The following is a 22,040-nucleotide window of genomic DNA, read 5'->3' on the forward strand; positions in this document are numbered from 1 at the left end:
TGTCAGGATCGCTCTCTGGTGGGTCGGGGCGTGCCGTGTGCTGTCTGATCGGAGGGCCACGGGAGAACCGGAGGCGCCCCATCTGCCGTCGGTGCGACCCGGAGGTACGGCGAGAGGACCTCGATGGCGTTGCCGTCACCGATCTCGACTACCGTACCCGTCAGCGCGACGATCGACGCACCCGAAGCCATGCGGTAGGCGGGTGCACCGGCCGGGCGGACGACCGTCCCGTTGGTGGACCGGAGGTCCTGCACGACGACGGCCTCGCCCTCGGCGTGCATCCGCACGTGCGATGAGGACACCTGTCCGTACACCGACCGCACGGTCACGAGTTCGGGCTGCGGACCGCGGGTGACCCGCGGCAGCGACGGCCGTCGGCCGATGACCACCGGGTGGTCGAGCCGGAAGGTGCGGTCGCCGATGCGGATGGACGGCACGCGTGCCGTCGGCGCTGCGGGGACCGACGGCACGGTCGGGAGGCCCGGGGCAGCACCCACGGACGGGCCCGGCCCGGCGCCCGGTCGCGCTGGCAGCCGGACGACGGTGTCCTCCGGATCGGCGTCGTCAGCCGGCGCCGGCACCCGGACGGCGCCGTCGTGTCCGGGCCGGATGACGGTGTCGCCGAGGACCCCGTCGTCGGACGCGGACGCCGGGTCCGCTCCGGTGCCGGAACCGCCCGGTGCTGCGCCACGGATGACCGTGTCGCCGATGGCGTCGGCCGTCCGGTCACCGCCCGGCGATCGTCGGGGTCGCCGGATGACGGTGTCCTCGATGTCGTCGTCGCGCAACCGGAGCCCTCCCAGTGTGGTCTCCCCCACCGTAGACGATCCTGTCGACCCCAGGTCATCGCCGCTCCCACGACGGCCCACTGCCGGCGATGACCGAGCGCAGGACCAGCCCCGCGAGCGGGTCGTCCGCGCGGGTCTCGAGGGCGTAGCGTGCCCGGGTCTCCGCCCGTGCCCACGATCCGAGCGCCCAGGCGCACCACGCCCCGAGCGACAGGGCACCCGCAGCGCCCGACGAGCCGTCGAACGGGCCGTCCTGTGCCCGCCACAGCCGCCAGGCATCAGCACACCGATCCCCTGCGAGCCGGACCCTGGCACGGTCGGGCGCTGGGCCGAACCCGTGGAGCGCCGGCGGCGTCGGATCGGCGAAGGGGTCGAACACGCGGATCGACCGGGGATCCGGTGCGCCCTGTGCCGCGATGAAGGGGACCAGGGCCATCCGGGGCGCGAGCGCGCCGCACGCTGTCACCACGGCCGTCGCAGCGGCCGTCGACAGGTCGGCACGACCGGGCGCGACCAGCGCGGCCGCCGCGGCGGGGAGGGTGACCGCAGCGGCGATCTCGCGAGGGTAACGGACTGCGGAACCGGGGTCGGACTGTGCCGTGAGAGGGATCATGCACGTCATCGAAACGTGCTGCGGGCCTCCAGGCAGGGGCGCCCCGGCCATCTGTGGACCGGAGCGCCACTGACGACGCTTGTGGAGGACGGACCGGGCGGGTCCCGCTCAGGCCGTGACGGGCTCCAGGCTCTCGGCGACCAGATCCCAGCCGCCCTCGTTCGGTTCGACGACGACACCGTGCGCAGCAGCCCACTCGACCAGGTCGCCCATGCTGCCGATGCTCGCACCGGTGCGGGCGAGCAGCGCCACCAGGCGACCCTTCGCCGTCTTGTTCCAGTGGTTCAGGGCTCGACGACGGCCGGAGCCGTCGACGCTCACCACCCGTGGTGCCACCGCTCCGGGCACGGGGCCGAGCTGCCGGTACCCCTCGGACCGCAGGTCGAGCACCAGGCCGTCCGCACGGGTCAGCAGGGAACGGGTCGACACCGCCGGCCAGTGCGCGGCCAACCGGATCGAACCGAGCCGCGAGTCGTGCGACAGCCGGTACGCCGGGATCGGGTCCCCCGCACCGATCGGCCCGAACATCGCGGACTGCACGATCACGTGCTCCGCCCACCACTCCCGGGTCGCAGCGTCCGCGTCCTGGGCGCCCAACGGGTCGTACAGGACCCCCGTGTACCGCTCGATCGCAGGCATGGTGCCCGAGGTCTCGAGCTCGAGGTTCCGGAGACGCTCGGCGATCGACTTCGGACCGAGCTTGAGTGCCGTCCTGGCCGCGGACTCCTCGGAACTGACGAAGCGGGCCGCGGTGATCACCGCGGCCCGCTCATCGGCCAGTTCCGGGAACGAGAGCGCACGCAGATCGAGCGTGCGACTCGTGTCCCCGCCCTCCCGCTTCGTCTCCGAAGGCGGGAGCAGGACGGTCAGTCCGGTCAGGACGCCAGCGCGGCCTGCCGCGCGACGATCGTCACCGTGTCGTGCTCGACCGACAGGAAGCCGTCCTCGGCGTCGACCGCGACGGTCGACCCATCGGCCCGCGTGATGCGGACCTGACCCTGCGCCAGGATCGCGAGCATCGGCTCGTGTCCGGCGAGGATGCCGATCTGGCCCTCTGTCGTCCGTGCGACGACCATGGTGGTGTCGCCCGACCAGACCTCACGGTCAGCCGAGACGACGCTCACGTTGAGACCCGCCATGTCAGCGGTTCTCCTTCTGGATCTGCGCCCACTTCTCTTCCACGTCGTTGATGCCACCGACGTTGAAGAACGCCTGGGTCGCAACGTGGTCGAACTCGCCGTCGGCGATGGCACGGAAGGACTCGATGGTGTCCTTGAGGGGCACCGTGGAGCCCTCGACACCCGTGAACTTCTTCGCCATGTAGGTGTTCTGCGAGAGGAACTGCTGGATACGACGAGCGCGCTCGACGGTGATCTTGTCCTCTTCGGAGAGCTCGTCGACACCGAGGATGGCGATGATCTCCTGCAGTTCCTTGTTCTTCTGGAGGATCTGCTTGACGCGCGTGGCCGTCTCGTAGTGGTCGGCACCCAGGTAACGCGGGTCCATGATGCGCGACGTCGACGCCAGCGGGTCGATCGCGGGGTACAGACCCTGCGACGCGATCTCACGGGAGAGCTCGGTCGTCGCGTCGAGGTGCGCGAACGTGGTGGCCGGAGCCGGGTCGGTGTAGTCGTCAGCCGGCACGTAGATCGCCTGCAGCGAGGTGATCGAGTGACCACGCGTCGAGGTGATGCGCTCCTGGAGCACACCCATCTCGTCGGCGAGGTTGGGCTGGTAGCCCACGGCGGACGGCATGCGACCGAGCAGCGTCGAGACCTCGGAGCCGGCCTGCGTGAAGCGGAAGATGTTGTCGATGAAGAGGAGCACGTCCTGCTTCTGGACATCGCGGAAGCTACTCCGCCATCGTCAGCGCCGACAGGGCCACGCGGAGACGCGTTCCCGGCGGCTCGTCCATCTGGCCGAACACGAGGGCCGTCTTGTCGAAGACACCCGCCTCTTCCATCTCACCGATGAGGTCGTTGCCCTCACGGGTGCGCTCACCGACACCGGCGAACACCGACACACCGCCGTGGTCCTGCGCGACGCGCTGGATCATCTCCTGGATGAGGACGGTCTTGCCGACGCCCGCACCACCGAAGAGGCCGATCTTGCCACCCTGCACGTACGGGGTGAGGAGGTCGATGGACTTGATGCCGGTCTCGAACATCGAGGTCTTGGACTCGAGCTGGTCGAAGGCCGGGGCCTTGCGGTGGATCGGCCAGCGCTCGGTGATCTCGAGCTTCTCGTCCGTGTTGAGCACGTTGCCGAGGACGTCGAAGACCTTGCCCTTGGTGACGTCCCCGACGGGGACCGAGATCGGAGCGCCCGAGTCACGGACCTCCTGGCCACGGACCAGGCCGTCGGTCGGCTTCAGGGAGATGGCACGAACGAGGTCGTCGCCGAGGTGCTGCGCGACCTCGAGGCCGATCTCCTGCGACGAGTCACCGATGGTGATGGTCGTGAACAGGAGGTTGTACATCTCCGGGATTGCGTCGTGGGGGAACTCGATGTCGACGACGGGGCCCGTGACGCGGGCGATCCGGCCGACACCGGGCGCCGACGACGTCTCGACCGCGGTGGTTGCGGTGTCGGTCATGGCTGGTGCCTTCCTGAGGGTGGGTATCTGTCCGCGAACGACGCGGACTACTTCTTCTTCGACGAGAGGGCGTCGGCGCCGCCGACGATCTCGGAGATCTGCTGGGTGATCTCCGCCTGACGCGCGTTGTTCGCGAGTCGGGTGAAGTCACGGATCAGCGAGTCGGCGTTGTCGCTGGCCGCCTTCATCGCCTTCTGCCGTGCGGCGTGCTCGGAAGCAGCCGACTGCAGCATGGCGTTGAAGATGCGGCTCTCGATGTAGACCGGGAGCAGCGAGTCGAGCACCGCGTCGGCGTCCGGCTCGAACTCGTAGAGCGGCAGGGGCTCGTTGCCCTCGGGCTCATCGATGCCCTCGACGACCTCGAGGGGCAGCAGGCGAACGACCTGGGGCTCCTGGGTCGCCAGGCTGATGAACCGGTTGAACACGATGTGGATCTCGTCCACGCCGCCCGCAGCGGTGTCCTGGAGGAACTTCGCCACGACGGCGTCGCCGATCTCCTTGGCCGTCGAGAACTCCGGCTGGTCGGTGTTGCCGACCCACTGCTGCTCGGACGGTCGCTCACGGAACGCGAAGTACCCGACGGACTTGCGACCGACCAGGTAGTAGACGACGTCCTTGCCCTCGCTGCGGAGCAGGGAGGCGAGCTCCTCGCCCTGCTTGAGGACGTTCGTGCTGAACGCACCGTTCAGGCCGCGGTCCGAGGTGAAGAGCACGACGGCTGCACGGGTCGACGACTCCGGCTCGGTGGTCAGCACGTGGTCGACGTTCGAGAACGTCGCCACGGCCGACACCGCACGCGTGACGGCCCGCGAGTACGGACCGGACGCAGCCATACGGGCCTGCGCCTTCTGGATCCGCGACGCCGAGATCAGCTCCATCGCGCGGGTGACCTTCTTCGTGGTCTTCGCCGACTTGATCCGCTGGCGGTAGACCCGGACCTGCGCCGCCATCTAGCGACGACCCTTGACGATCTGCTCCTGGTCGACGTCCTCGGCCTCGGCCGCGTCGAACTGCTCGGAGCCGAGGGTCTTGCCGTCGCTCGTCTGGAAGCTCTTCGTGAACTCGTCGATCTGCTTGTCCATCTCGGCGACGGTGTCGTCGCTGAGCTGGTTCGTCTCGCGCAGGGTCGTGAGCACGTCGGAGTTGCGACGCAGGTGGTCGAGCAGCTCGGACTCGAAGCGGAGCACGTCCGGCACCGGGACGGTGTCGAGCTTGCCGTTCGTGCCGGCCCAGATCGAGACGACCTGCTCCTCGACCGGGTACGGCGAGTACTGCGGCTGCTTGAGGAGCTCGGTCAGACGTGCACCGCGCTCCAGCTGACGACGCGACGCCTGGTCGAGGTCGGACGCGAACATCGCGAACGCCTCGAGCGAGCGGTACTGCGCCAGCTCGAGCTTCAGCGTGCCGGAGACCTTCTTGATCGACTTCACCTGGGCGTCACCACCGACGCGGGACACCGAGATGCCCACGTCGACGGCCGGACGCTGGTTCGCGTTGAAGAGGTCCGACTGCAGGAAGATCTGGCCGTCGGTGATGGAGATGACGTTGGTCGGGATGTACGCCGAGACGTCGTTCGCCTTGGTCTCGATGATCGGGAGACCCGTCATCGAGCCCGCGCCGAGCTCGTCGGACAGCTTCGCGCAACGCTCCAGCAGACGGGAGTGCAGGTAGAAGACGTCACCCGGGTAGGCCTCGCGGCCCGGCGGACGACGCAGCAGGAGCGACACCGCACGGTAGGCCTCGGCCTGCTTCGACAGGTCATCGAAGATGATGAGGACGTGCTTGCCCTGGTACATCCAGTGCTGGCCGATGGCCGAACCGGTGTACGGGGCGAGGTACTTGAAGCCGGCCGGGTCGGAGGCCGGAGCGGCGACGATGGTGGTGTACTCCATCGCACCGGCGTCCTCGAGCGCACCCTTGACGGAGGCGATCGTGGAGCCCTTCTGGCCGATGGCGACGTAGATGCAGCGGACCTGCTTGTCCTCGTCGCCGGACTCCCAGTTGGCCTTCTGGTTGATGATCGTGTCGATCGCGATGGCCGTCTTGCCGGTCTGGCGGTCGCCGATGATCAGCTGACGCTGACCACGGCCGACGGGGATCATCGCGTCGATGGCCTTGATGCCGGTCTGCAGCGGCTGGTGGACCGACTTGCGGGCCATGACGCCGGGGGCCTGCAGCTCGAGGGCACGACGGCCTTCGGCTGCGATCTCGCCGAGACCGTCGATCGGGGCGCCGAGCGGGTCGACGACGCGACCGAGGAAGGCGTCGCCGACGGGGGCGGAGAGGACCTCACCCGTGCGGGTGACCTCCATGCCCTCTTCGATGCCGCCGAACTCGCCGAGCACGATGGCGCCGATCGAGTCCTCATCGAGGTTCTGCGCCAGGCCGAGCGTGCCGTCCGCGAAGCGGATGAGCTCGTTCGCCATGACGCCGGGGAGACCCTCGACGTGGGCGATGCCGTCACCGGCGTCGGTGACGTGCCCGACCTCGGCCGTGGAGGCCTTCGTCGGCTCGTAGTTCGAGACGAAGTCCTTCAGGGCATCACGGATCTCATCGGGGCTGATGGTGATGTCTGCCATGGGATTTTCCTTGTGGTTTTCCGGGGCCCTTCGGCTCCGAGAGGGTGACGCTGCCGAACTCGGCAGTTCCCGTTGTGGACTTGGGGAGGAGCGGCTTCGACCGTACGCCTAGCCGGCGAGCTGGAGCCGGAGCTCCGAGAGTCGCGTGGACACGGTGCCGTCGATGACGTCGCCGCCGATCTGCACCCGGACCCCGCCGACGACCGTGGGGTCGACGACCTGGTTGATGCTGATGTCCTTGCCGTACCGCTCGGACAGACCGCGCGTGACGCGGGCCGACTGGGCGGGGGTCAGGTGCGTCGCCGTGACGACCGTCGCGACGAGCTTGCCGGCCTGCTCGGCCACGATGCGCGATGCGTCGCGGACGATCTCACCGATGCGACGACCACGGGGCTGCTGCACCAGGGACGACACGATGATGACCGTCTGCTCCGACGCCTTGGCACCGAGGAGCCGCTCCACGAGCGCGCCCTTCTGCTCGGGGCTGCCGAGCTTGGTGCCGAGCGCCAGCTCGAGTCCGGCGTCCGAACGGACGGCGGTCTCGAAGGCGAACAACTCCGACTCGATCGACGAGTCCGGACCCGCGGTGGCGGCGACGGCGCGGATGCCCGCGTCCTCGATGCCGGCGAGCAGGTCCTGCTGCGAGGACCAGCGCGAGCCAGCCACCGCGGTCAGGACCGCACGCGTCGCGTCCGACTGTCCGGCGAAGACACGGTCGATGAGGACCTTCTTGCCGGCCGCGTCGGCCGTGGGGTCGGACAGCAGCCCGAGCAGCTGCGGCGCACCGGCGATCGCACGCCCGGAGGCGAGGATCTCGGCACCCGCGACCAGGCCGGCGCTCGGACCGAGGTCCGAGAGCACCGCCCTGGTGGACGCGAGTGCTTCTCTGGTAGCGCTGCGCATGCTCAGTGCTCCCCCGTCTTCGTGGCCTGCGAGGCCTCGAGGTCGGCGAGGAAGCGGTCGACCACTGCGGTGGACTTGGCGTCGTCCTTGAGGGACTCACCGATCACGCCGGACGCGAGGTCCAGCGCGAGGGTGCCCACTTCGGACCGGAGTGCCTGGACGGCGCTCTGGCGCTCGGCCTCGATCTGCGCCTGGGCGTTGGCCGTGATGCGTGCTGCATCGGCGGTCGCCTGCTCGCGGACCTCGTTGCCGATCGCCGTGGCGTCGGCGCGGGCCTGCTCACGGATGCGCGATGCCTCGGCACGTGCATCAGCGAGCTGCTTGTTGTACTCCTCGAGCGCAGCAGCGGCCTGCTCCTGAGCGGCCTCGGCCTTCTTGATGCCGCCCTCGATGGCCTCGGTGCGCTCATCGAGCATCTTCGTGATGCGCGGCGTGACGACACGCCACATCACCAGGAAGATGATGACGAAGGCAAGCGCCGACCAGACGACGTCGTACAACGGCGGGATCAGCGGGTTGTGCGTCTCCTCCGCCGCGATGATGAGTGCGTTGTGCATCGAGGAGCCTTAGTTGGTGCCGGTGAAGATGAAGTACGTGGCGATACCGATGAAGGCCAGGGCCTCGGTGAAGGCGATACCGATGTACATGAGGGTCGTCAGGCGGCCCTGGAGCTCGGGCTGGCGAGCGACGGACTCGATCGTCTTACCGACGACGATGCCGACGCCGATGGCCGGGCCGATCGCTGCGAGGCCGTAGCCAACCGTCGCGATGTTGCCGTTGATCTCCGCGAGAACGGTCGTTGCGTCCACGTGTTTTCCTTTCGAGGTGCGGGTCCGACGGTCGTCGGTCCCGTAGGGGGTCAGTGAGGAATCAGTGCTCGTCAGCCAGCGCCAGCTGGATGTAGACGGCGGTGAGGAGCATGAAGACGTAGGCCTGCAGCAGCGCGACGAGGACCTCGAAGAAGCTGAACGCGATGCCGAACGCGATGGTCCCGACGCCGAAGGCCTTGAAGCCGAGCGAAGCGTCGAAGAAGAAGAACTGCGTGGCCGAGAAGAACAGCACGAGGAGCAGGTGCCCCACGACCATGTTCATCAGGAGTCGCAGCGTCAGGGTGACGGGACGGAGCACGAAGGTCGAGACCAGCTCGATCGGCGTCACGATGATGTAGAGGAACCACGGCACACCGGGCGGGAAGAGCGAGTTCCGGAGGAACGTGCCCGGGTGCTTGCGGAGACCGGCGTAGATGAACGCGACGTACGCGACGATCGCCAGGATCATCGGCATCGCGATGCGACTGGTCCCGCCGAGGTTCATGAACGGCACCAGACCGGTCAGGTTCATGAACAGCACGCCGAAGAAGATCGTCGCCAGGAGCGGCAGGAAGCGCTTGCCGTCCTTCTCGCCGAGGTTGTCGAACGTGTTGCGGCGGACGACGTCGAACGCGTACTCGATGAACGCCTGACCGCGGTTCGGCACGAGCTTCAGTGCACGGGTACCCACGAACGCGAACACCAGGAGCACGGCGACGGCGAAGAATCGGATGAGGACGAGCCGATCGATCTCGAACGGCGTCCCTGCCCACAGAAGAGCATCGGGGAAGAACTCGTTGATCGACGGACCATGGAACTCGGCGGCCTTGCTGCTCCCCGCCGCGACGGTGTCAACCGCAGCGGAGAGGGACAGGGGAAGAGCGTGGGATAGCAGCGCTGTCTCCTGTGTCGGCGCGCGCACATCATGGCACGCGATGGTGGACGTTGTGGAGGCTCGCCCGCCCCGAGCGAAAGGCTCCGGTAGCGGACTTCGAGAAGCCTATCAGGTGCGAGAGGCTTCCCGGCTTCTCAGACGCGGGGGGTCGGGTTCCCAGCGTCCGCGGAGTCGTCGAGACCGTCGCCCGGCAGCCGGACGTCGATCGGGGTGCGGGCCTTCGCGACCGCGACGACGTCGATCACCAGGGAGCCGACGACCCCCGCGATGATCACGATCGCCAGCACCGGGAAGTCGACCCAGTCGCGGTCCCTGAGCAGGACCAGCAGCACGATGAAGACGATGAACTTCAGCAGCCAGGTGCCCATCACGATCCCGAAGAACGCACCCGAGATCATCTGGCCCTTCGACACCCGCAGCGCGACGAGGACACTGACCGCGGTGAGGCCGAGGAACACGACGCTCAGCACCGCGCCGAGCAGTCCCCCGACCAGCCCGGGGCCGTCCCCGACGAGGAACCCGATGAGTCCGCCGACGACCGCCAGGGCGACGGCGAGGACCGCTCCCCAGGTGATGATGCGGCGGAACACCGGCCGGACGTGGTCGAGCGCGTTCGGTGCGGTCACGTGATGTCTCCAGGGATCGTGCGGTCGTTGGCGGCCCGGTCGAGCGGGTCGAGGCTCGCGTCCACCACGGCGGCGGAGCGGTTGGCGGTCTGCGCGGCGATCTCGGCGCGCTTCCGTCCGAGCGGCGCGAACGTCGCGACGGCGCAGACGGTGAAGCCGACGGACACGAAGACGACGACCCAGTACCAGTCCACGAAGAGGAACAGCAGGCACCCGAAGGCGACGGTCGCGGTCCAGGCGTAGAAGATCAGCACCGCGTGGAAGTGCGAGTGCCCCATGTCGAGCAGGCGGTGGTGCAGGTGCTTCCGGTCGGCCGAGAACGGCGACTTCCCCGCGCTGAGCCGTCGGGTGACCGCGAGCCCGAAGTCCAGGATCGGGACGATCAGGATCGCGAACGGCAGCAGGATCGGGATGAACGCCGGCAGCAGCGCCTGGCGTGTCTGGACCGCCGCCGGGTCGATGTTGCCCGTGACCGAGACCGCACTCGTGGCCATCAGGAACCCGACGAGCAGCGCGCCGGCATCCCCCATGAAGAGCTTCGCGGGGTGCCAGTTCAGGATGAGGAAGCCGAAGCAGGCCCCGACGAGGACCGCGGTGAGCAGCGACGGCAGGTTGAAGAAGAACTCGGTCTGCACGACCACGCGGTTGATGAAGAACGTGTAGAGGAAGAACACGCCGCCGGCGATGATCGCGACACCGGCCACCAGCCCGTCGAGCCCGTCGATGAAGTTCACCGCGTTCATCACGAGCACCACGGCCAGCACGGTGAAGATCAGGCTCATGTACGACGACCCGACGCCCAGCGTGTTGCCGATCGGCAGCGACACGATCGCGACGCCCTGCCAGGCGAGGATGCCCGCCGCGATGATCTGCCCGGCGAGCTTCGTCATCCAGTCGAGGTCCCAGATGTCGTCCGCGACGCCGAGGACCACGATGATCGTCGCTCCCCCGAGCACCGCGAGCACACGGCCCGGCTCGGAGAACACCAACCGGAAGTAGTCGGTCCCCGCGATCGACGGGAACAGGAACCAGGCCGCCAGCAGCGAGACGATGACGCCGATGTACATCGCGATGCCGCCGAGCCGCGGCGTCGGGGTGCGGTGCACGTCCCGCTCGCGGACCTGCGGGTACCACTTGTACTTCAGCCCGAGCTTCCAGACGATCAGGCTCATCACGAAGCTCACGACCGCGGCGATGGCCCCCGCGAGCAGGTAGTACTTCATGTGACGAGGTCGGCTCCGACGACCCGGATGATCTCCTCGTCGGGGATCACCCCGTGCCGGACGATGCGGAGCTTCCCGCCGTCCGACAGCCCGGTGGCGTCGACGATGGTCGACCCCGTGCTGGCCTCGAAGCCGTCGTGCACCTCGATCGGCCCGCCGTCCAGGTAGATCGCGACGCTGTCACCGAGCATGCGTTCGGCGGCGTCGACGTCCATCGCGGCCGGGTCGCCCGTGGAGTTCGCGGACGAGACCGCCAGGGGCCCGACCTCCTGCAACAGCTCGAGGGCGATCCGTGAGTCCGGCATCCGCAGGGCGACCGTGCCCCGCGTCTCGCCGAGGTCCCAGTCGAGCGACGGCTGGGCGTGCAGGATGACGGTCAGCCCGCCGGGCCAGAACTCGGCCACCAGGTCGCGCACCGGCTGCGGGACATCGCTGGCGAGGGCGTCGAGCGTGGGCGGACCGGGGATGAGCACGGGCGGCGGGGACTGCCGTGTGCGGCCCTTCGCGTCGAGCAGCCGCTGCACGGCGGTCGCGCTGAAGGCGTCCGCGGCGAGGCCGTAGACGGTGTCGGTGGGGACCACGACGAGCTCTCCGCGTCCGAGGGCGGCGCGTGCGAGCCGCATCCCGGTCAGGAGCCCGTCGGAGTCGGTGCAGTCGTATCGGGATGCCATGACTCGACGATGATAGTGCGACACAATGGTGGACATCGTGAACGAGACGCCTGCACCCCCGCTCCTGTTCCTCTTCGACATGGACGACGTCCTGGTCCGGTACGACTGGAAGGTGCGCATGGCCGCACTCTCCGAGTTCACCGGACACGCGTTCCAGGAGCTCCGACGCCGCTGGTGGGACTGCGGTCACGAGATGCGCGCCGAGGCCGGTGGGTTCGCGGACGGCGACGAGTACCTCGCTGCGTTCGAGCGCGCGATGGAGTGCGACGTCCCCGAGGCCGACTGGGCCCGGATCCGCGGCGCCGCGATGACCGAGCTGCCGGAACGCATCGAGGCGGTCCGGATCGCGAGCGAGCACGGGCGTGTCGGGCTGCTCACCAACAACGGTCCGCTCGCCGGCCGGTGGATCCACGAGTGGGCACCGTCCCTGCCCGAGGTCTTCGGCGAGCACCTCGACACGACGAGCAACTTCGGCGCCCGGAAGCCCGAACCCGAGGTCTTCCAGCGTGCGATCGCCCACCACGGGGTCCCCGCGGAGCGCACCTTCTTCGCCGACGACATGCCCGAGAACATCGCGGGTGCGCGGAGCGTCGGCATCCACGCGGTGCTGGTCGAGCACGACACCGACCTTCGCGAGCACGTCCGCGCCTTCGTCGCGGCGCAGCGCGAGACCTCCCCCGTCGCCTGACGAGCGCTCACACCCGCCGACACGCCGTCGTCTTGTCAGGACGCCGCCAGACACCGCGGCGTCTCGCGCACATCGCGGCGTCTCACCGACACGACGGCGTCTCACCGCAGCCGACGGCGGGCGAGGACGGCCTGGAGGCGCGGCTCACCCCCGCCTAGCGCGTCGCGGTGGTCGTGCGGTCGCGACCTGTCAGGTCGACGTGCGTCTCCGGGGTGCGGAACCCCCGGCCCGCCAGGACCTGCCGGACGCCGGCGCCCTGCGGCTCGGCGTGCTCGATGACCAGTGCTCCCCCGGGCACCAGCAACCGCCAGGCCGTCTCGGCGAGGGCGCGCACGGCGTCGAGGCCGTCCGGCCCACCGTAGAGCGCCATCGCCGGGTCGTGGTCGCGGACCTCGGGGTCGACCGGGATCGCGTCGTCCGGCACGTACGGCGGGTTCGACACGACGACGGAGACGGTGCCGTCGAGTTCCGGCAGCGCGTCGGCGAGGTCGCCGTCGACGAGCCGCACGGTCCCGCCGTGGGCATCGACGTTGCGCCGGGTCCAGGGCAGTGCCTCGGGCGACCGCTCGACCGCGTAGACCACGGCGTTCGGCACCTCGGTGTCCATCGCGATCGCGATCGCACCGCTTCCGGAGCCCAGGTCGACGGCGATCGGCTCGGGCACGGCGGTCGCGCGCAGGGCATCGATGCCGAACTGCACGACGCCCTCGGTCTCCGGACGGGGCACGAACACGCCCGGTCCGACCGCCAGGGTGAGCGCGCGGAAGTACGCATGCCCAGTGATGTGCTGCAGCGGCTCACGGGTGGCTCGGCGGGCGACCGCGTGCCGGAAGCGCTCGACGTGCTCCGGGGCGATGCCGCCGCCGATCAGCGCCCGGGCCTGGACGGCACCGCGCGAGGTGTCGGTCGCCCAGGCGAGCAGCAGCTCGGCGTCGACCCGGGGCGTGGGGACGCCGACGGCGACGAGCGCCGCGGTCGCCTGCTCGAGCAGGCGATCCGCGGCGTACGTGAGGGGCGTGTCGGCGGTGATACGGGCCTCCAGGCTGGGTGTGCGGTTACGCGTCCTGGTCGCCGATGGCGGCCAGCCGCGCCTCTTCGTCCGCCTGGATGGCGGACTGGATGACGGGCTCGAGGGCACCGTTCATCACGCGGTCGAGGTCGTACGCCTTGTAGCCGGTGCGGTGGTCCGCGATCCGGTTCTCCGGGAAGTTGTACGTACGGATGCGCTCCGAACGGTCCATCCCGCGGATCTGCGACTTGCGCGCGTCCGAGGCGATCGCGTCGAGCTCCTCCTGCTGGCGCGCGAGGATGCGTGCACGGAGCACGCGCATGCCGGCCTCACGGTTCTGCAGCTGCGACTTCTCGTTCTGCATCGCCACCGTGATGCCCGTGGGCAGGTGGGTGATGCGGACCGCGGAGTCCGTCGTGTTGACCGACTGGCCGCCCGGACCGGAGGACCGGTAGACGTCGATCTTCAGGTCGTTCTGGTTGATCTGGACCTCTTCGGGCTCGTCCACCTCGGGGAACACCAGCACGCCGGTGGTCGAGGTGTGGATGCGCCCCTGCGACTCGGTCTGCGGCACACGCTGGACGCGGTGCACACCGCCCTCGTACTTCAGGTGTGCCCAGACGCCCTGGGACGGGTCGGTCGTGTTCGACTTGATCGCGACCTGGACGTCCTTGTAGCCACCCAGGTCGGACTCGGTGCGCTCGAGGAGCTCGACCTTCCAACCCTTGGTCTCGGCGTAGTGCGAGTACATGCGCAGGAGGTCGGCCGCGAACAGCGCCGATTCCTCGCCGCCCTCGCCGCCCTTGATCTCCATGATGACGTCGCGGCCGTCGTCCGGGTCGCGCGGGATGAGCAGCCGCCGGAGACGCTCCTGGCGCTCCGACAGCTGCTCCTCGAGCCCGGGGACCTCGTCCGCGAACGCCGCGTCCTCACGCGCGAGTTCCTGGGCGGCGGCGAGGTCGTCCCCCGCCGCCTGCCAGGCCTCGTACGCGGACTTGATCTGGTTGAGCTCGGCGTACCGCCGGTTCACCTTCTTCGCCCGGGCCGCATCGGCGTGGAGCGCGGGGTCCGACAGCTGCTGCGTCAGGTCCTCGTGTTCCGCCAGCAGCCCCGCTACCGACTCGAACACGCGTTACTCCTGGTGGCCGTTGTGGTGGGCGCCGGTCGAGGGGACCGACTTCTGCACCTGCACCAGGAACTCGACGTTCGACTGCGTCTCCTTGAGGTTCCGCAGCACGATCTCGAGGGCCTGCTGCGGGTCGAGCCCGGCGAGGGCCCGGCGCAGACGCCAGGTGATCTTGACCTCGTCCGCGGAGAGCAGCTGCTCCTCGCGACGGGTACCAGAGGCGTTCACGTCGACCGCGGGGAAGATCCGCTTGTCGGCGAGGTGACGGTTCAGGCGGAGCTCCATGTTGCCGGTGCCCTTGAACTCCTCGAAGATGACCTCGTCCATCTTGGAGCCGGTCTCGACGAGCGCGGTCGCGAGGATGGTCAGCGAGCCGCCGTCCTCGATGTTGCGCGCGGCGCCGAAGAAGCGCTTCGGCGGGTAGAGCGCCGCCGAGTCGACGCCACCGGAGAGCACGCGGCCCGACGGCGGGGTCGACAGGTTGTACGCACGGCCCAGGCGGGTGATCGAGTCGAGCAGCAGCACGACGTCGTGGCCCAGCTCCACCAGGCGCTTCGCACGCTCGATGGCGAGCTCGGCGACGGTGGTGTGGTCCTCGGCGGGACGGTCGAAGGTCGAGGCGATGACCTCGCCCTTCACCGTGCGCTGCATGTCGGTGACCTCTTCGGGCCGCTCGTCGACGAGGACGACCATCAGGTGCGCCTCGGGGTTGTTCTTGGCGACGGCGTTCGCGATGGCCTGCAGCACGACGGTCTTGCCGGCCTTCGGCGGGGACACGATGAGACCGCGCTGGCCCTTGCCGATCGGCGACACGAGGTCGATGATGCGGGTCGACAGCTTGCCCGGCTCCGTCTCGAGGCGCAGGCGCTCGTTCGGGTACAGCGGGGTGAGGTCGTTGAAGTCGACACGGGCCGCGGCCTCGTCGGCGGACTGGCCGTTGATCGACTCGACGGCCACGAGCGCGTTGTACTTCTGACGGCTCTGCTGCTCGCCGTCACGCGGCTGCTTGATCGAACCGACGACGGCGTCGCCCTTGCGCAGGTGGTACTTCTTCACCTGGCCGAGGGAGACGTAGACGTCGCTCGGGCCCGGCAGGTAGCCGGTGGTGCGGACGAACGCGTAGTTGTCGAGGACGTCGAGGATGCCCGCGATCGGGATCAGGACGTCGTCCTCGGTGACCTCGGGCTCGAAGTCGTCGTTCTGGCCGCCACGGCCGCGCTTGCGGTCGCGCTGGCGACGGCTGCGGCCGCTCTCGGCCTCGTCGGCGTGCTGTTGCTGCTGCTGCTTCTGCTGGCCGCTGGTCTGCTGCTTCTGCTGACCGGCGTTCTGCTGCTTCTGGTCGGACTTGTCGTCCTGCTTGGCGTCGGCCTGCTTCGGCTGGTCGTTCTGCTTGCCGTTCTGCTGCTCGCCGCCGTTCTGCTTCTGCTGGTTCTGCTGGCCGCCGTTCTGCTGGCCGCCGTTCTGCTGGCCGTTCTGGTCGGCGCCGTTCTGCTTCTGCTGGCCGCCGTTCTGGCCACCGTTCTGCTGGTCGGCGCCGTTCTGCTGCTCGCCGTTCTCGGCGTTCTGCCCACGGCCACGACCGCGACCACGGCTGCGACGACCGCGGCGCGAGCCGCCCTCGCCCTGCTCGGAGTTCTGGTCGCCCTGGTCGTTCTGGTCGCCGGACTCGTTCTGGTCCTGGTCGGCCTGCACGGCGGACGTCGGGGCCTGCTGGCTCTGCTGGCCCTGCTGCTGGGCAGCCTGGTTCGGCTGCTCGGCCTCGGCCGGTGCCGACGCCTGCTGGCCCTGCTCGGCGCCACGCTGCTCGGTGCGCTGCTCGGCGTTCCGCTGGCCACGGCCGCGGCGCTGCGAGCCGGACTGCGCGGCTTCCTGCGCGTCCTTCTCGGCGCGGACCTGGTCGAGCCCGGCGAGGAGGTCCTCGGTGCCGGTCTGACCGTGGTTGGTGTGCTCGGCGGCCGAGGTCGGTGCGGCGTTCACGGTGCCACCGGACGACGCACGGCGCGAACGACGGGCACGGCTCGGGGCTGCCGACTCGGCGGGTGCCTCGGAGTCGGCGACGGGGGCCTCGGCAGCGGGCTGCGCGGGCGTCTCGGCGGGTTCCGGCAGGGTCGGCTGCTCGGTGGCAGCCGGCTCGGCGGGGGTCTCGGGGACGACGGCGGCCGGGGCGGCCGGCGTCTCGTCGACGGGGCGCTTGTCCTCGATGGAGGCGATCAGGTCGCCCTTGCGGAGCTTGGAGAGCCCGGTGATGCCGAGCGAGGAGGCGATGCGCTGGAGCTCCGGGAGACGGAGGGCACGCAGGTCGCTGGGGATCTCCACCTGGGCGGAGTTGTTGTCGGTCAAGGTCGGTGTTTCCTTTCGAACCGCAGAACGCGGAGAGTTTCCACCGTCCCGGATGCAGTGAGCATCGACCGCCGTTCAGACGACGGATCGGGATTCGGTGATCAGAAAGAGATGCACACTCGCGCACCGGACCCTGCGACGTCGTAGGAGCTGTCCTGGAGGACGAGCGATCCGTACGGTTACGCGGGTTCGGCTTCGAGCGCCGAGTGCGCTGCCACTGTAGCACCACCGAGATCGACGGCCAGCATGAGCGGCCGCCAGTCGGATTCGGCGTGTCGCTGGACCAGGTCGGCGGCGGTCAGCCGCTGTGCCGGGTCGCTGCCGAGGACGAGCAGGCTCGGCCCCGCACCGGAGACCACCGCGGCCAGGCCGTGCTGCCGGAGCAGCCGGATCAGGGCGTCGGTCTCGGGCATGGCGCTGGCGCGGTACGCCTGGTGCAGACGGTCCTCGGTCGCGGCGAGCAACAGCTCGGGGCTCTGGATGAGCGCCGCGACGAGCAGCGCCGAGCGGGAGACGTTGAACGCGGCGTCGGCGTGCGGGACCTGCTCGGGCTGCAGGGAGCGCGCGAGCTTGGTGGAGAGCGTCGAGGTCGGCACGAACACCACCGGGGCGACACCGCGGTGCACCAGGAGCCGTTTGTACGCCGGGCCCTCGGCGGTCATCCACGCGATCGTCAGGCCGCCGAAGAGCGCCGGCGCGACGTTGTCCGGGTGGCCCTCCATCTCGGTGGCCAGGGTCAGGAGCGTCGAGGCGTCGAGGTCGACGATGCCCTCGAGCAGGCCGCGGGCCGCCATCAGCCCCGCGACGATCGCCGCGGCGGACGAGCCGAGACCGCGCCCGTGCGGGATCGCGTTCGTCGCGTGCAGCTCGAGGCCGGGCTGGTCGACACCGGCGTGTTCGAACCCTCGGCGGACGGCACGGACGACCAGGTTCGAGTCGTCGGTGGCGACCTCACCGGCGCCGACGCCCTCGACCGTGACGGTCGCGCCGGGTTCGGGGCGCACGCGCACCACGACCTCGTCGTAGAGCGAGAGCGCGAGGCCGAGCGAGTCGAAGCCGGGGCCGAGGTTCGCCGACGTGGCCGGCACCCGGACGCGGACCGTCGATCCGGCCGGCAGTGTCCGGACCGCCCGTCCGGCCGGTACAGCGCTGCGGGCGGTGACGCCCTCCCCCGGTCCGGACGAGCGGTCGGAGATCACTGCTCGCTGACCAGACCGAGCACGTCGGCGATCGACTTCGTGTCGACCGGCACGCTCGTCGGGGTGACCTCGCCGCCGTCCGGCGTGCGGAGGGCCCACTGCGGGTCCTTCAGGCCGTGACCCGTGACCGTGATGACGACCTTCGCGCCCTTCGGCACGACACCGGCGTCGGCGCGCTCGAGCAGCCCGGCGACACCGATCGCCGACGCGGGCTCGACGAAGACGCCGACCTCGGCCGACAGGATGCGGTGCGCGGCGAGGATGGCCTCGTCGCTGATCGCACCGAAGTAGCCGTCGGTCTCCTGCTGCGCCTCGAGCGCGAACTGCCACGAGGCCGGGTTGCCGATGCGGATGGCCGACGCGATGGTGTCCGGGTGCCGGACGACCTCGCCGTGCACGATCGGGGCGGAACCGGCGGCCTGGAACCCGAACATGCGGGGCAGCTTGGTGCTCCGACCGGCGGCGACGTCCTCGCGGTAGCCGCGCGAGTACGCGGTGTAGTTGCCCGCGTTGCCGACGGGCAGGAAGTGGAAGTCCGGTGCGTCACCGAGGACGTCGACGACCTCGAACGCGGCGGTCTTCTGCCCCTCGATGCGGTCGTTGTTGACGGAGTTGACGAGGTGCACCGGGTAGTTCGCCGCCAGGTCGCGGGCGATGTCGAGGCAGTCGTCGAAGTTACCCTGCACCTGCAGCAGCTGGGCGTCGTGGGCGACGGCCTGGCTGAGCTTGCCCATGGCGATCTTGCCCTCGGGCACGAGCACCGCGGCGGTGATGCCGGCGTGCGTCGCGTACGCGGCGGCCGAGGCGCTGGTGTTGCCGGTCGAGGCGCAGATGACGGCCTTCGCGCCGTGCTCGACGGCCTTCGAGATCGCCATCGTCATGCCGCGGTCCTTGAACGAGCCCGTCGGGTTCATGCCCTCGAACTTCACGTAGACCTCGGCGCCGGTGCGCTCGGAGAGCCGACGAGCCGGGATGAGCGGCGTGCCGCCCTCACCGAGGGTGACGATGGGCGTCGCCTCGGTCACGTCGAGTCGGTCGGCGTACTCGCGCAGGACTCCCTGCCACTGGTGGGCCATCAGGCTTCTCTCTCTGTCCGGTGGGGTGGATCTGGTGGTGGTTCGGCTCGGCGAGCCTGCTGGTCGGCCTGGAGGCCCGTGGTCGCGTCAGCGACCGACGACGCGCAGGACGCTGGTGACGTCCAGGACGACGTCCTCGCCGCGGAGGGCGACGACGGTGTCCGCGAGGTCGGCCTCGCGCGCCAGGTGGGTGCCGATGACGAGCGTCGCGGTCCCCTCGGCTGCGCCGGTGGTGGTCTGCTCGACCGTCTCGACGCTGACGCCGTGCTTGGCGAGCACGCCCGCGACGGTCGACAGCACGCCGGGTGCGTCCGTGACGTGCAGGGTGATCTGGTAGCTCGTGCGAACGGTGCCGATCGGGAACACCGGCAGCTCGGACTGCGTCGACTCGGCGACGCCCGGGCCACCGATGACGTGCCGACGAGCCGCGGAGACCAGGTCGCCGAGGACCGCCGAGGCCGTCTCGACGCCACCGGCACCCGCGCCGTAGAACATCAGGTCACCGGCGGCTTCAGCCTCGACGAACACGGCGTTCTTCGCTCCGTGCACGCTCGCGAGCGGGTGCGACTCGGGCACGAGGGCCGGGTAGACGCGGGCGCTGACGCCCTCGCGGCCGTCCTCGTCCGTCAGCCGCTCCGCGGTCGCCAGGATCTTCACGACGTAGCCGGCCTTGCGGGCGGCGCGGACCTGCTCGATCGTGACGTGGGTGATGCCCTCGCGGTGCACGGCGGCGAGCGGCACCGAGGTGTGGAACGCGAGCGAGGCCAGGATCGCGGCCTTCTGCGCGGCGTCGTAGCCCTCGATGTCGGCGGTCGGGTCGGCCTCGGCGTACCCGAGCTCCGTCGCGGTGGCCAGGGCGTCCTCGAACGTGGAACCCTTGCGGTCCATCAGGTCGAGGATGAAGTTGGTCGTGCCGTTGACGATGCCCATGATCCGGACGATGCGGTCACCGGCGAGCGAGTCGTGCAGCGGACGGATGATCGGGATCGCACCGGCCACGGCGGCCTCGTAGTAGAGCTGTGCACCGACCTGCTCGGCCGCGGCGAAGAGCTCCGGGCCGTGGGTGGCGAGCAGCGCCTTGTTGCCGGTGACGACGTCGGCGCCGGACTGCAGCGCCTGGAGCACGAGGGTGCGCGCCGGCTCGATGCCGCCGATGAGCTCGACGACGATGTCCGCGCCGAGGATGAGCGACGCAGCGTCCGTGGTGAAGAGCTCCGCCGGCAGGTCGACGTCGCGCTCCGCGTCCACGTCGCGCACGGCGATCCCGACGAGCTCCAGCCCGGCTCCGGCGCGCGAGGCCAGCTCGTCGCCGTGCTCGAGGAGCAGTCGCGCGACCTGGGAACCGACCGAGCCGGCCCCGAGCAGCGCGACACGGACGTTGCGGTATTCGATCATCTGGTAGCGGTTCCTGTCGATGGGGGCACGCCCTGCGGGGTGGGCGGACCCGGTCGGGTCGGGGGTCAGCGGCCGGTGCCCTCGGCGGGCACGGCGGCGACCCCGGTGTCACGGGCGAGCAGGTCGTCGATCGTCTCGCCCCGCACGAGGATACGGGCTGTGCCGTCCGCGACGGCGACGACCGGCGGGCGGCCCACGTGGTTGTAGTTGCTCGACAGCGCCCAGCAGTAGGCACCGGTGGCCGCCACGGCCAGCAGGTCGCCGCGCTGCACGTCGCCGGGCAGGTACTCGTCGTTCACCACGACGTCGCCGCTCTCGCAGTGCTTGCCGACGACGCGGCTCAGCACCGCTGGTGCGTCGGAGGTGCGGGCGAGCCGGGCCGTGTAGTCGGCGCCGTACAGGGCCGGACGGATGTTGTCGCTCATCCCGCCGTCGACCGAGACGTACGTGCGGGTCGCGCTGCCGCCGTCGTCGGTCTCGAGCGTGACGGGCTTGATCGTGCCGACGCGGTACAGCGTCACCCCGGGCGGGCCGATGACGTACCGGCCCGGCTCGACGGCGATGTCCGGCACCGGGATGCCGCGTTCGGCGCAGGCCTCGCCGATGATCGCGGCCAGTGCATCGGCGACGTCCTCGGGGGCGAACGCCGAGTCGGCCTCGGTGTAGTCGATGCCCCAGCCGCCGCCGAGGTTCAGCTCGGGCACCGGGCCGGTGGCGACGAGCGTCGCGTGCACGTCCATCAGCCGACGTGCTGCCTCGCGGAAGCCGGCGTCGTCGAAGATCTGCGAACCGATGTGCGAGTGCAGGCCGACGAAGGCGAGCGAGGGCTCGGCACGGACGGCTGCCGCGGCGTCGACGGCCTCGGACAGCGGGACGCCGAACTTCTGGTCCTCGCGAGCGGTCGCCAGGTACTCGTGGGTGGACGCGTGCACGCCGGTGTTGATCCGGATGCGCACACGCTGCACGACCCCGGCGTCGGCGGCGGCGCGGGCGACGCGCTGCACCTCTTCGTGGCTGTCGAGCACGATCGTGCCGACGCCGACCTCGAGGGCACGGGCGATCTCGGCGTCGGACTTGTCGTTGCCGTGGAAGCCGAGCCGACCGGGGTCGATGCCACCGGCCAGGGCGACCGCGAGCTCACCGGCGGTGCAGACGTCGACGCGCAGGTCCGCCTCGGCCATCCACGCGACCACCTGCGTCGTCAGGAACGCCTTGCCGGCGTAGTAGACGTGCGCGTGACTGCCGATGCGTTCGAAGGCCTCGGTGAAGGCGTTCCGCACCCGCACCGCACGGGACTGCACGTCACGCTCGTCGACGACGTACAGCGGCGTGCCGAACCGGGCGACCAGGTCGGTCGCGCTGATGCCACCGATCGCCAGGGTGCCGTCGTCGGTCCGCGTCGCGGACGCGGGCCAGATGCGGTCCACCAGTTCGGAGGCGTCCGTCGGGAACCGCAGCCGCGGCGGTGCAAGGGGGTTCTCGCTCACGGGACCCGATCCTACCG

The 22,040-nt window shown here is 70.0% G+C and carries 21 protein-coding genes and 1 pseudogene; 1 reads left to right on the top strand and 21 read right to left on the bottom strand.

The annotated features are described in order from the left end of the window. Nucleotides 1–2 precede the first annotated feature (2 nt). The 14 genes and pseudogenes from MXD64_RS10165 to MXD64_RS10230 all read right to left on the bottom strand — a co-directional run bounded on the left by MXD64_RS10165 (nt 3) and on the right by MXD64_RS10230 (nt 11,703). The gene (locus tag MXD64_RS10165; RefSeq protein WP_263136380.1) at nt 3–818 is read right to left on the bottom strand and encodes an FHA domain-containing protein; all 816 of its coding nucleotides are present in this window, start codon (nt 816–818) and stop codon (nt 3–5) included. A gap of 25 nt (nt 819–843) precedes the next feature. Beyond that, entirely contained in the window at nt 844–1,401 is a 558-nt protein-coding gene (locus MXD64_RS10170) for a hypothetical protein (protein WP_017885741.1), read from the bottom strand. 108 nt (nt 1,402–1,509) lie between these two features. Further along, nucleotides 1,510–2,280, bottom strand: coding sequence for a YaaA family protein (locus tag MXD64_RS10175; protein ID WP_317629865.1), 771 nt, complete (start codon nt 2,278–2,280; stop codon nt 1,510–1,512). Beyond that, nucleotides 2,277–2,540: a F0F1 ATP synthase subunit epsilon gene (locus tag MXD64_RS10180; protein WP_017885743.1), complete on the bottom strand. Its 264-nt coding sequence runs from the start codon at nt 2,538–2,540 to the stop codon at nt 2,277–2,279. The genes MXD64_RS10175 and MXD64_RS10180 overlap by 4 nt, the downstream gene beginning before the upstream one ends. A 1-nt stretch (nt 2,541) precedes the next feature. Next, nucleotides 2,542–3,997 (bottom strand): annotated as a pseudogene (gene atpD / locus MXD64_RS10185) (F0F1 ATP synthase subunit beta). 47 nt (nt 3,998–4,044) lie between these two features. Beyond that, nucleotides 4,045–4,947, bottom strand: a complete 903-nt coding sequence (locus MXD64_RS10190) for a F0F1 ATP synthase subunit gamma (RefSeq protein WP_017885745.1) — start codon at nt 4,945–4,947, stop codon at nt 4,045–4,047. After that, nucleotides 4,948–6,576 carry a F0F1 ATP synthase subunit alpha gene (gene atpA / locus MXD64_RS10195; RefSeq protein WP_017885746.1) on the bottom strand — a complete coding sequence of 543 codons (1,629 nt, stop codon included), beginning with the start codon at nt 6,574–6,576 and terminating at the stop codon, nt 4,948–4,950. It lies immediately after the preceding gene. A 108-nt stretch (nt 6,577–6,684) separates the two neighbouring features. Further along, on the bottom strand, nt 6,685–7,479 hold the full coding sequence (locus MXD64_RS10200) for a F0F1 ATP synthase subunit delta (protein WP_031259114.1): 795 nt from the start codon (nt 7,477–7,479) through the stop codon (nt 6,685–6,687). A gap of 2 nt (nt 7,480–7,481) precedes the next feature. Beyond that, nucleotides 7,482–8,036, bottom strand: coding sequence for a F0F1 ATP synthase subunit B (locus tag MXD64_RS10205; RefSeq protein WP_017885748.1), 555 nt, complete (start codon nt 8,034–8,036; stop codon nt 7,482–7,484). Between the two features lie 9 nt (nt 8,037–8,045). Continuing rightward, complete coding sequence (gene atpE / locus MXD64_RS10210) at nt 8,046–8,288, bottom strand: ATP synthase F0 subunit C (RefSeq protein WP_017885749.1); 243 nt, start codon at nt 8,286–8,288, stop codon at nt 8,046–8,048. A gap of 61 nt (nt 8,289–8,349) precedes the next feature. Beyond that, nucleotides 8,350–9,210: a F0F1 ATP synthase subunit A gene (gene atpB, locus MXD64_RS10215; RefSeq protein WP_017885750.1), complete on the bottom strand. Its 861-nt coding sequence runs from the start codon at nt 9,208–9,210 to the stop codon at nt 8,350–8,352. A gap of 107 nt (nt 9,211–9,317) precedes the next feature. After that, nucleotides 9,318–9,809, bottom strand: coding sequence for a hypothetical protein (locus MXD64_RS10220; protein WP_263136381.1), 492 nt, complete (start codon nt 9,807–9,809; stop codon nt 9,318–9,320). Continuing rightward, nucleotides 9,806–11,032, bottom strand: coding sequence for an MraY family glycosyltransferase (locus MXD64_RS10225; protein ID WP_017885752.1), 1,227 nt, complete (start codon nt 11,030–11,032; stop codon nt 9,806–9,808). Before MXD64_RS10225 ends, MXD64_RS10220 begins: the two co-directional genes overlap by 4 nt. Beyond that, nucleotides 11,029–11,703 (bottom strand): L-threonylcarbamoyladenylate synthase, encoded by a 675-nt coding sequence (locus MXD64_RS10230; protein WP_017885753.1) that lies wholly within the window; start codon nt 11,701–11,703, stop codon nt 11,029–11,031. Before MXD64_RS10230 ends, MXD64_RS10225 begins: the two co-directional genes overlap by 4 nt. Nucleotides 11,704–11,740: 37 nt before the next feature. Here MXD64_RS10230 and MXD64_RS10235 point away from each other — a divergent pair, with 37 nt between their 5' ends. Next, nucleotides 11,741–12,391, top strand: a complete 651-nt coding sequence (locus MXD64_RS10235) for an HAD family hydrolase (protein WP_159557995.1) — start codon at nt 11,741–11,743, stop codon at nt 12,389–12,391. Between the two features lie 154 nt (nt 12,392–12,545). Here MXD64_RS10235 and prmC read toward each other — a convergent pair whose 3' ends face one another. The 7 genes from prmC to lysA all read right to left on the bottom strand — a co-directional run bounded on the left by prmC (nt 12,546) and on the right by lysA (nt 22,023). Continuing rightward, nucleotides 12,546–13,421 carry a peptide chain release factor N(5)-glutamine methyltransferase gene (gene prmC / locus MXD64_RS10240; protein WP_042540885.1) on the bottom strand — a complete coding sequence of 292 codons (876 nt, stop codon included), beginning with the start codon at nt 13,419–13,421 and terminating at the stop codon, nt 12,546–12,548. A 25-nt stretch (nt 13,422–13,446) separates the two neighbouring features. Further along, entirely contained in the window at nt 13,447–14,529 is a 1,083-nt protein-coding gene (gene prfA / locus MXD64_RS10245) for a peptide chain release factor 1 (RefSeq protein ID WP_017885756.1), read from the bottom strand. Between the two features lie 3 nt (nt 14,530–14,532). Continuing rightward, on the bottom strand, nt 14,533–16,866 hold the full coding sequence (gene rho / locus MXD64_RS10250) for a transcription termination factor Rho (protein ID WP_263136382.1): 2,334 nt from the start codon (nt 16,864–16,866) through the stop codon (nt 14,533–14,535). A gap of 179 nt (nt 16,867–17,045) precedes the next feature. Continuing rightward, nucleotides 17,046–17,984 carry a homoserine kinase gene (thrB, locus tag MXD64_RS10255; protein ID WP_071251731.1) on the bottom strand — a complete coding sequence of 313 codons (939 nt, stop codon included), beginning with the start codon at nt 17,982–17,984 and terminating at the stop codon, nt 17,046–17,048. Nucleotides 17,985–18,061: 77 nt separating this feature from the next. Next, the gene (gene thrC, locus MXD64_RS10260) at nt 18,062–19,141 is read right to left on the bottom strand and encodes a threonine synthase (protein WP_017885759.1); all 1,080 of its coding nucleotides are present in this window, start codon (nt 19,139–19,141) and stop codon (nt 18,062–18,064) included. An 87-nt stretch (nt 19,142–19,228) separates the two neighbouring features. Beyond that, the gene (locus MXD64_RS10265; protein ID WP_017885760.1) at nt 19,229–20,536 is read right to left on the bottom strand and encodes a homoserine dehydrogenase; all 1,308 of its coding nucleotides are present in this window, start codon (nt 20,534–20,536) and stop codon (nt 19,229–19,231) included. Between the two features lie 65 nt (nt 20,537–20,601). Next, nucleotides 20,602–22,023: a diaminopimelate decarboxylase gene (gene lysA / locus MXD64_RS10270; protein WP_263136383.1), complete on the bottom strand. Its 1,422-nt coding sequence runs from the start codon at nt 22,021–22,023 to the stop codon at nt 20,602–20,604. Nucleotides 22,024–22,040: the final 17 nt, after the last annotated feature.

This window comes from Curtobacterium sp. Arg-1 (assembly GCF_025643395.1).
Lineage (GTDB): Bacteria > Actinomycetota > Actinomycetes > Actinomycetales > Microbacteriaceae > Curtobacterium > Curtobacterium poinsettiae.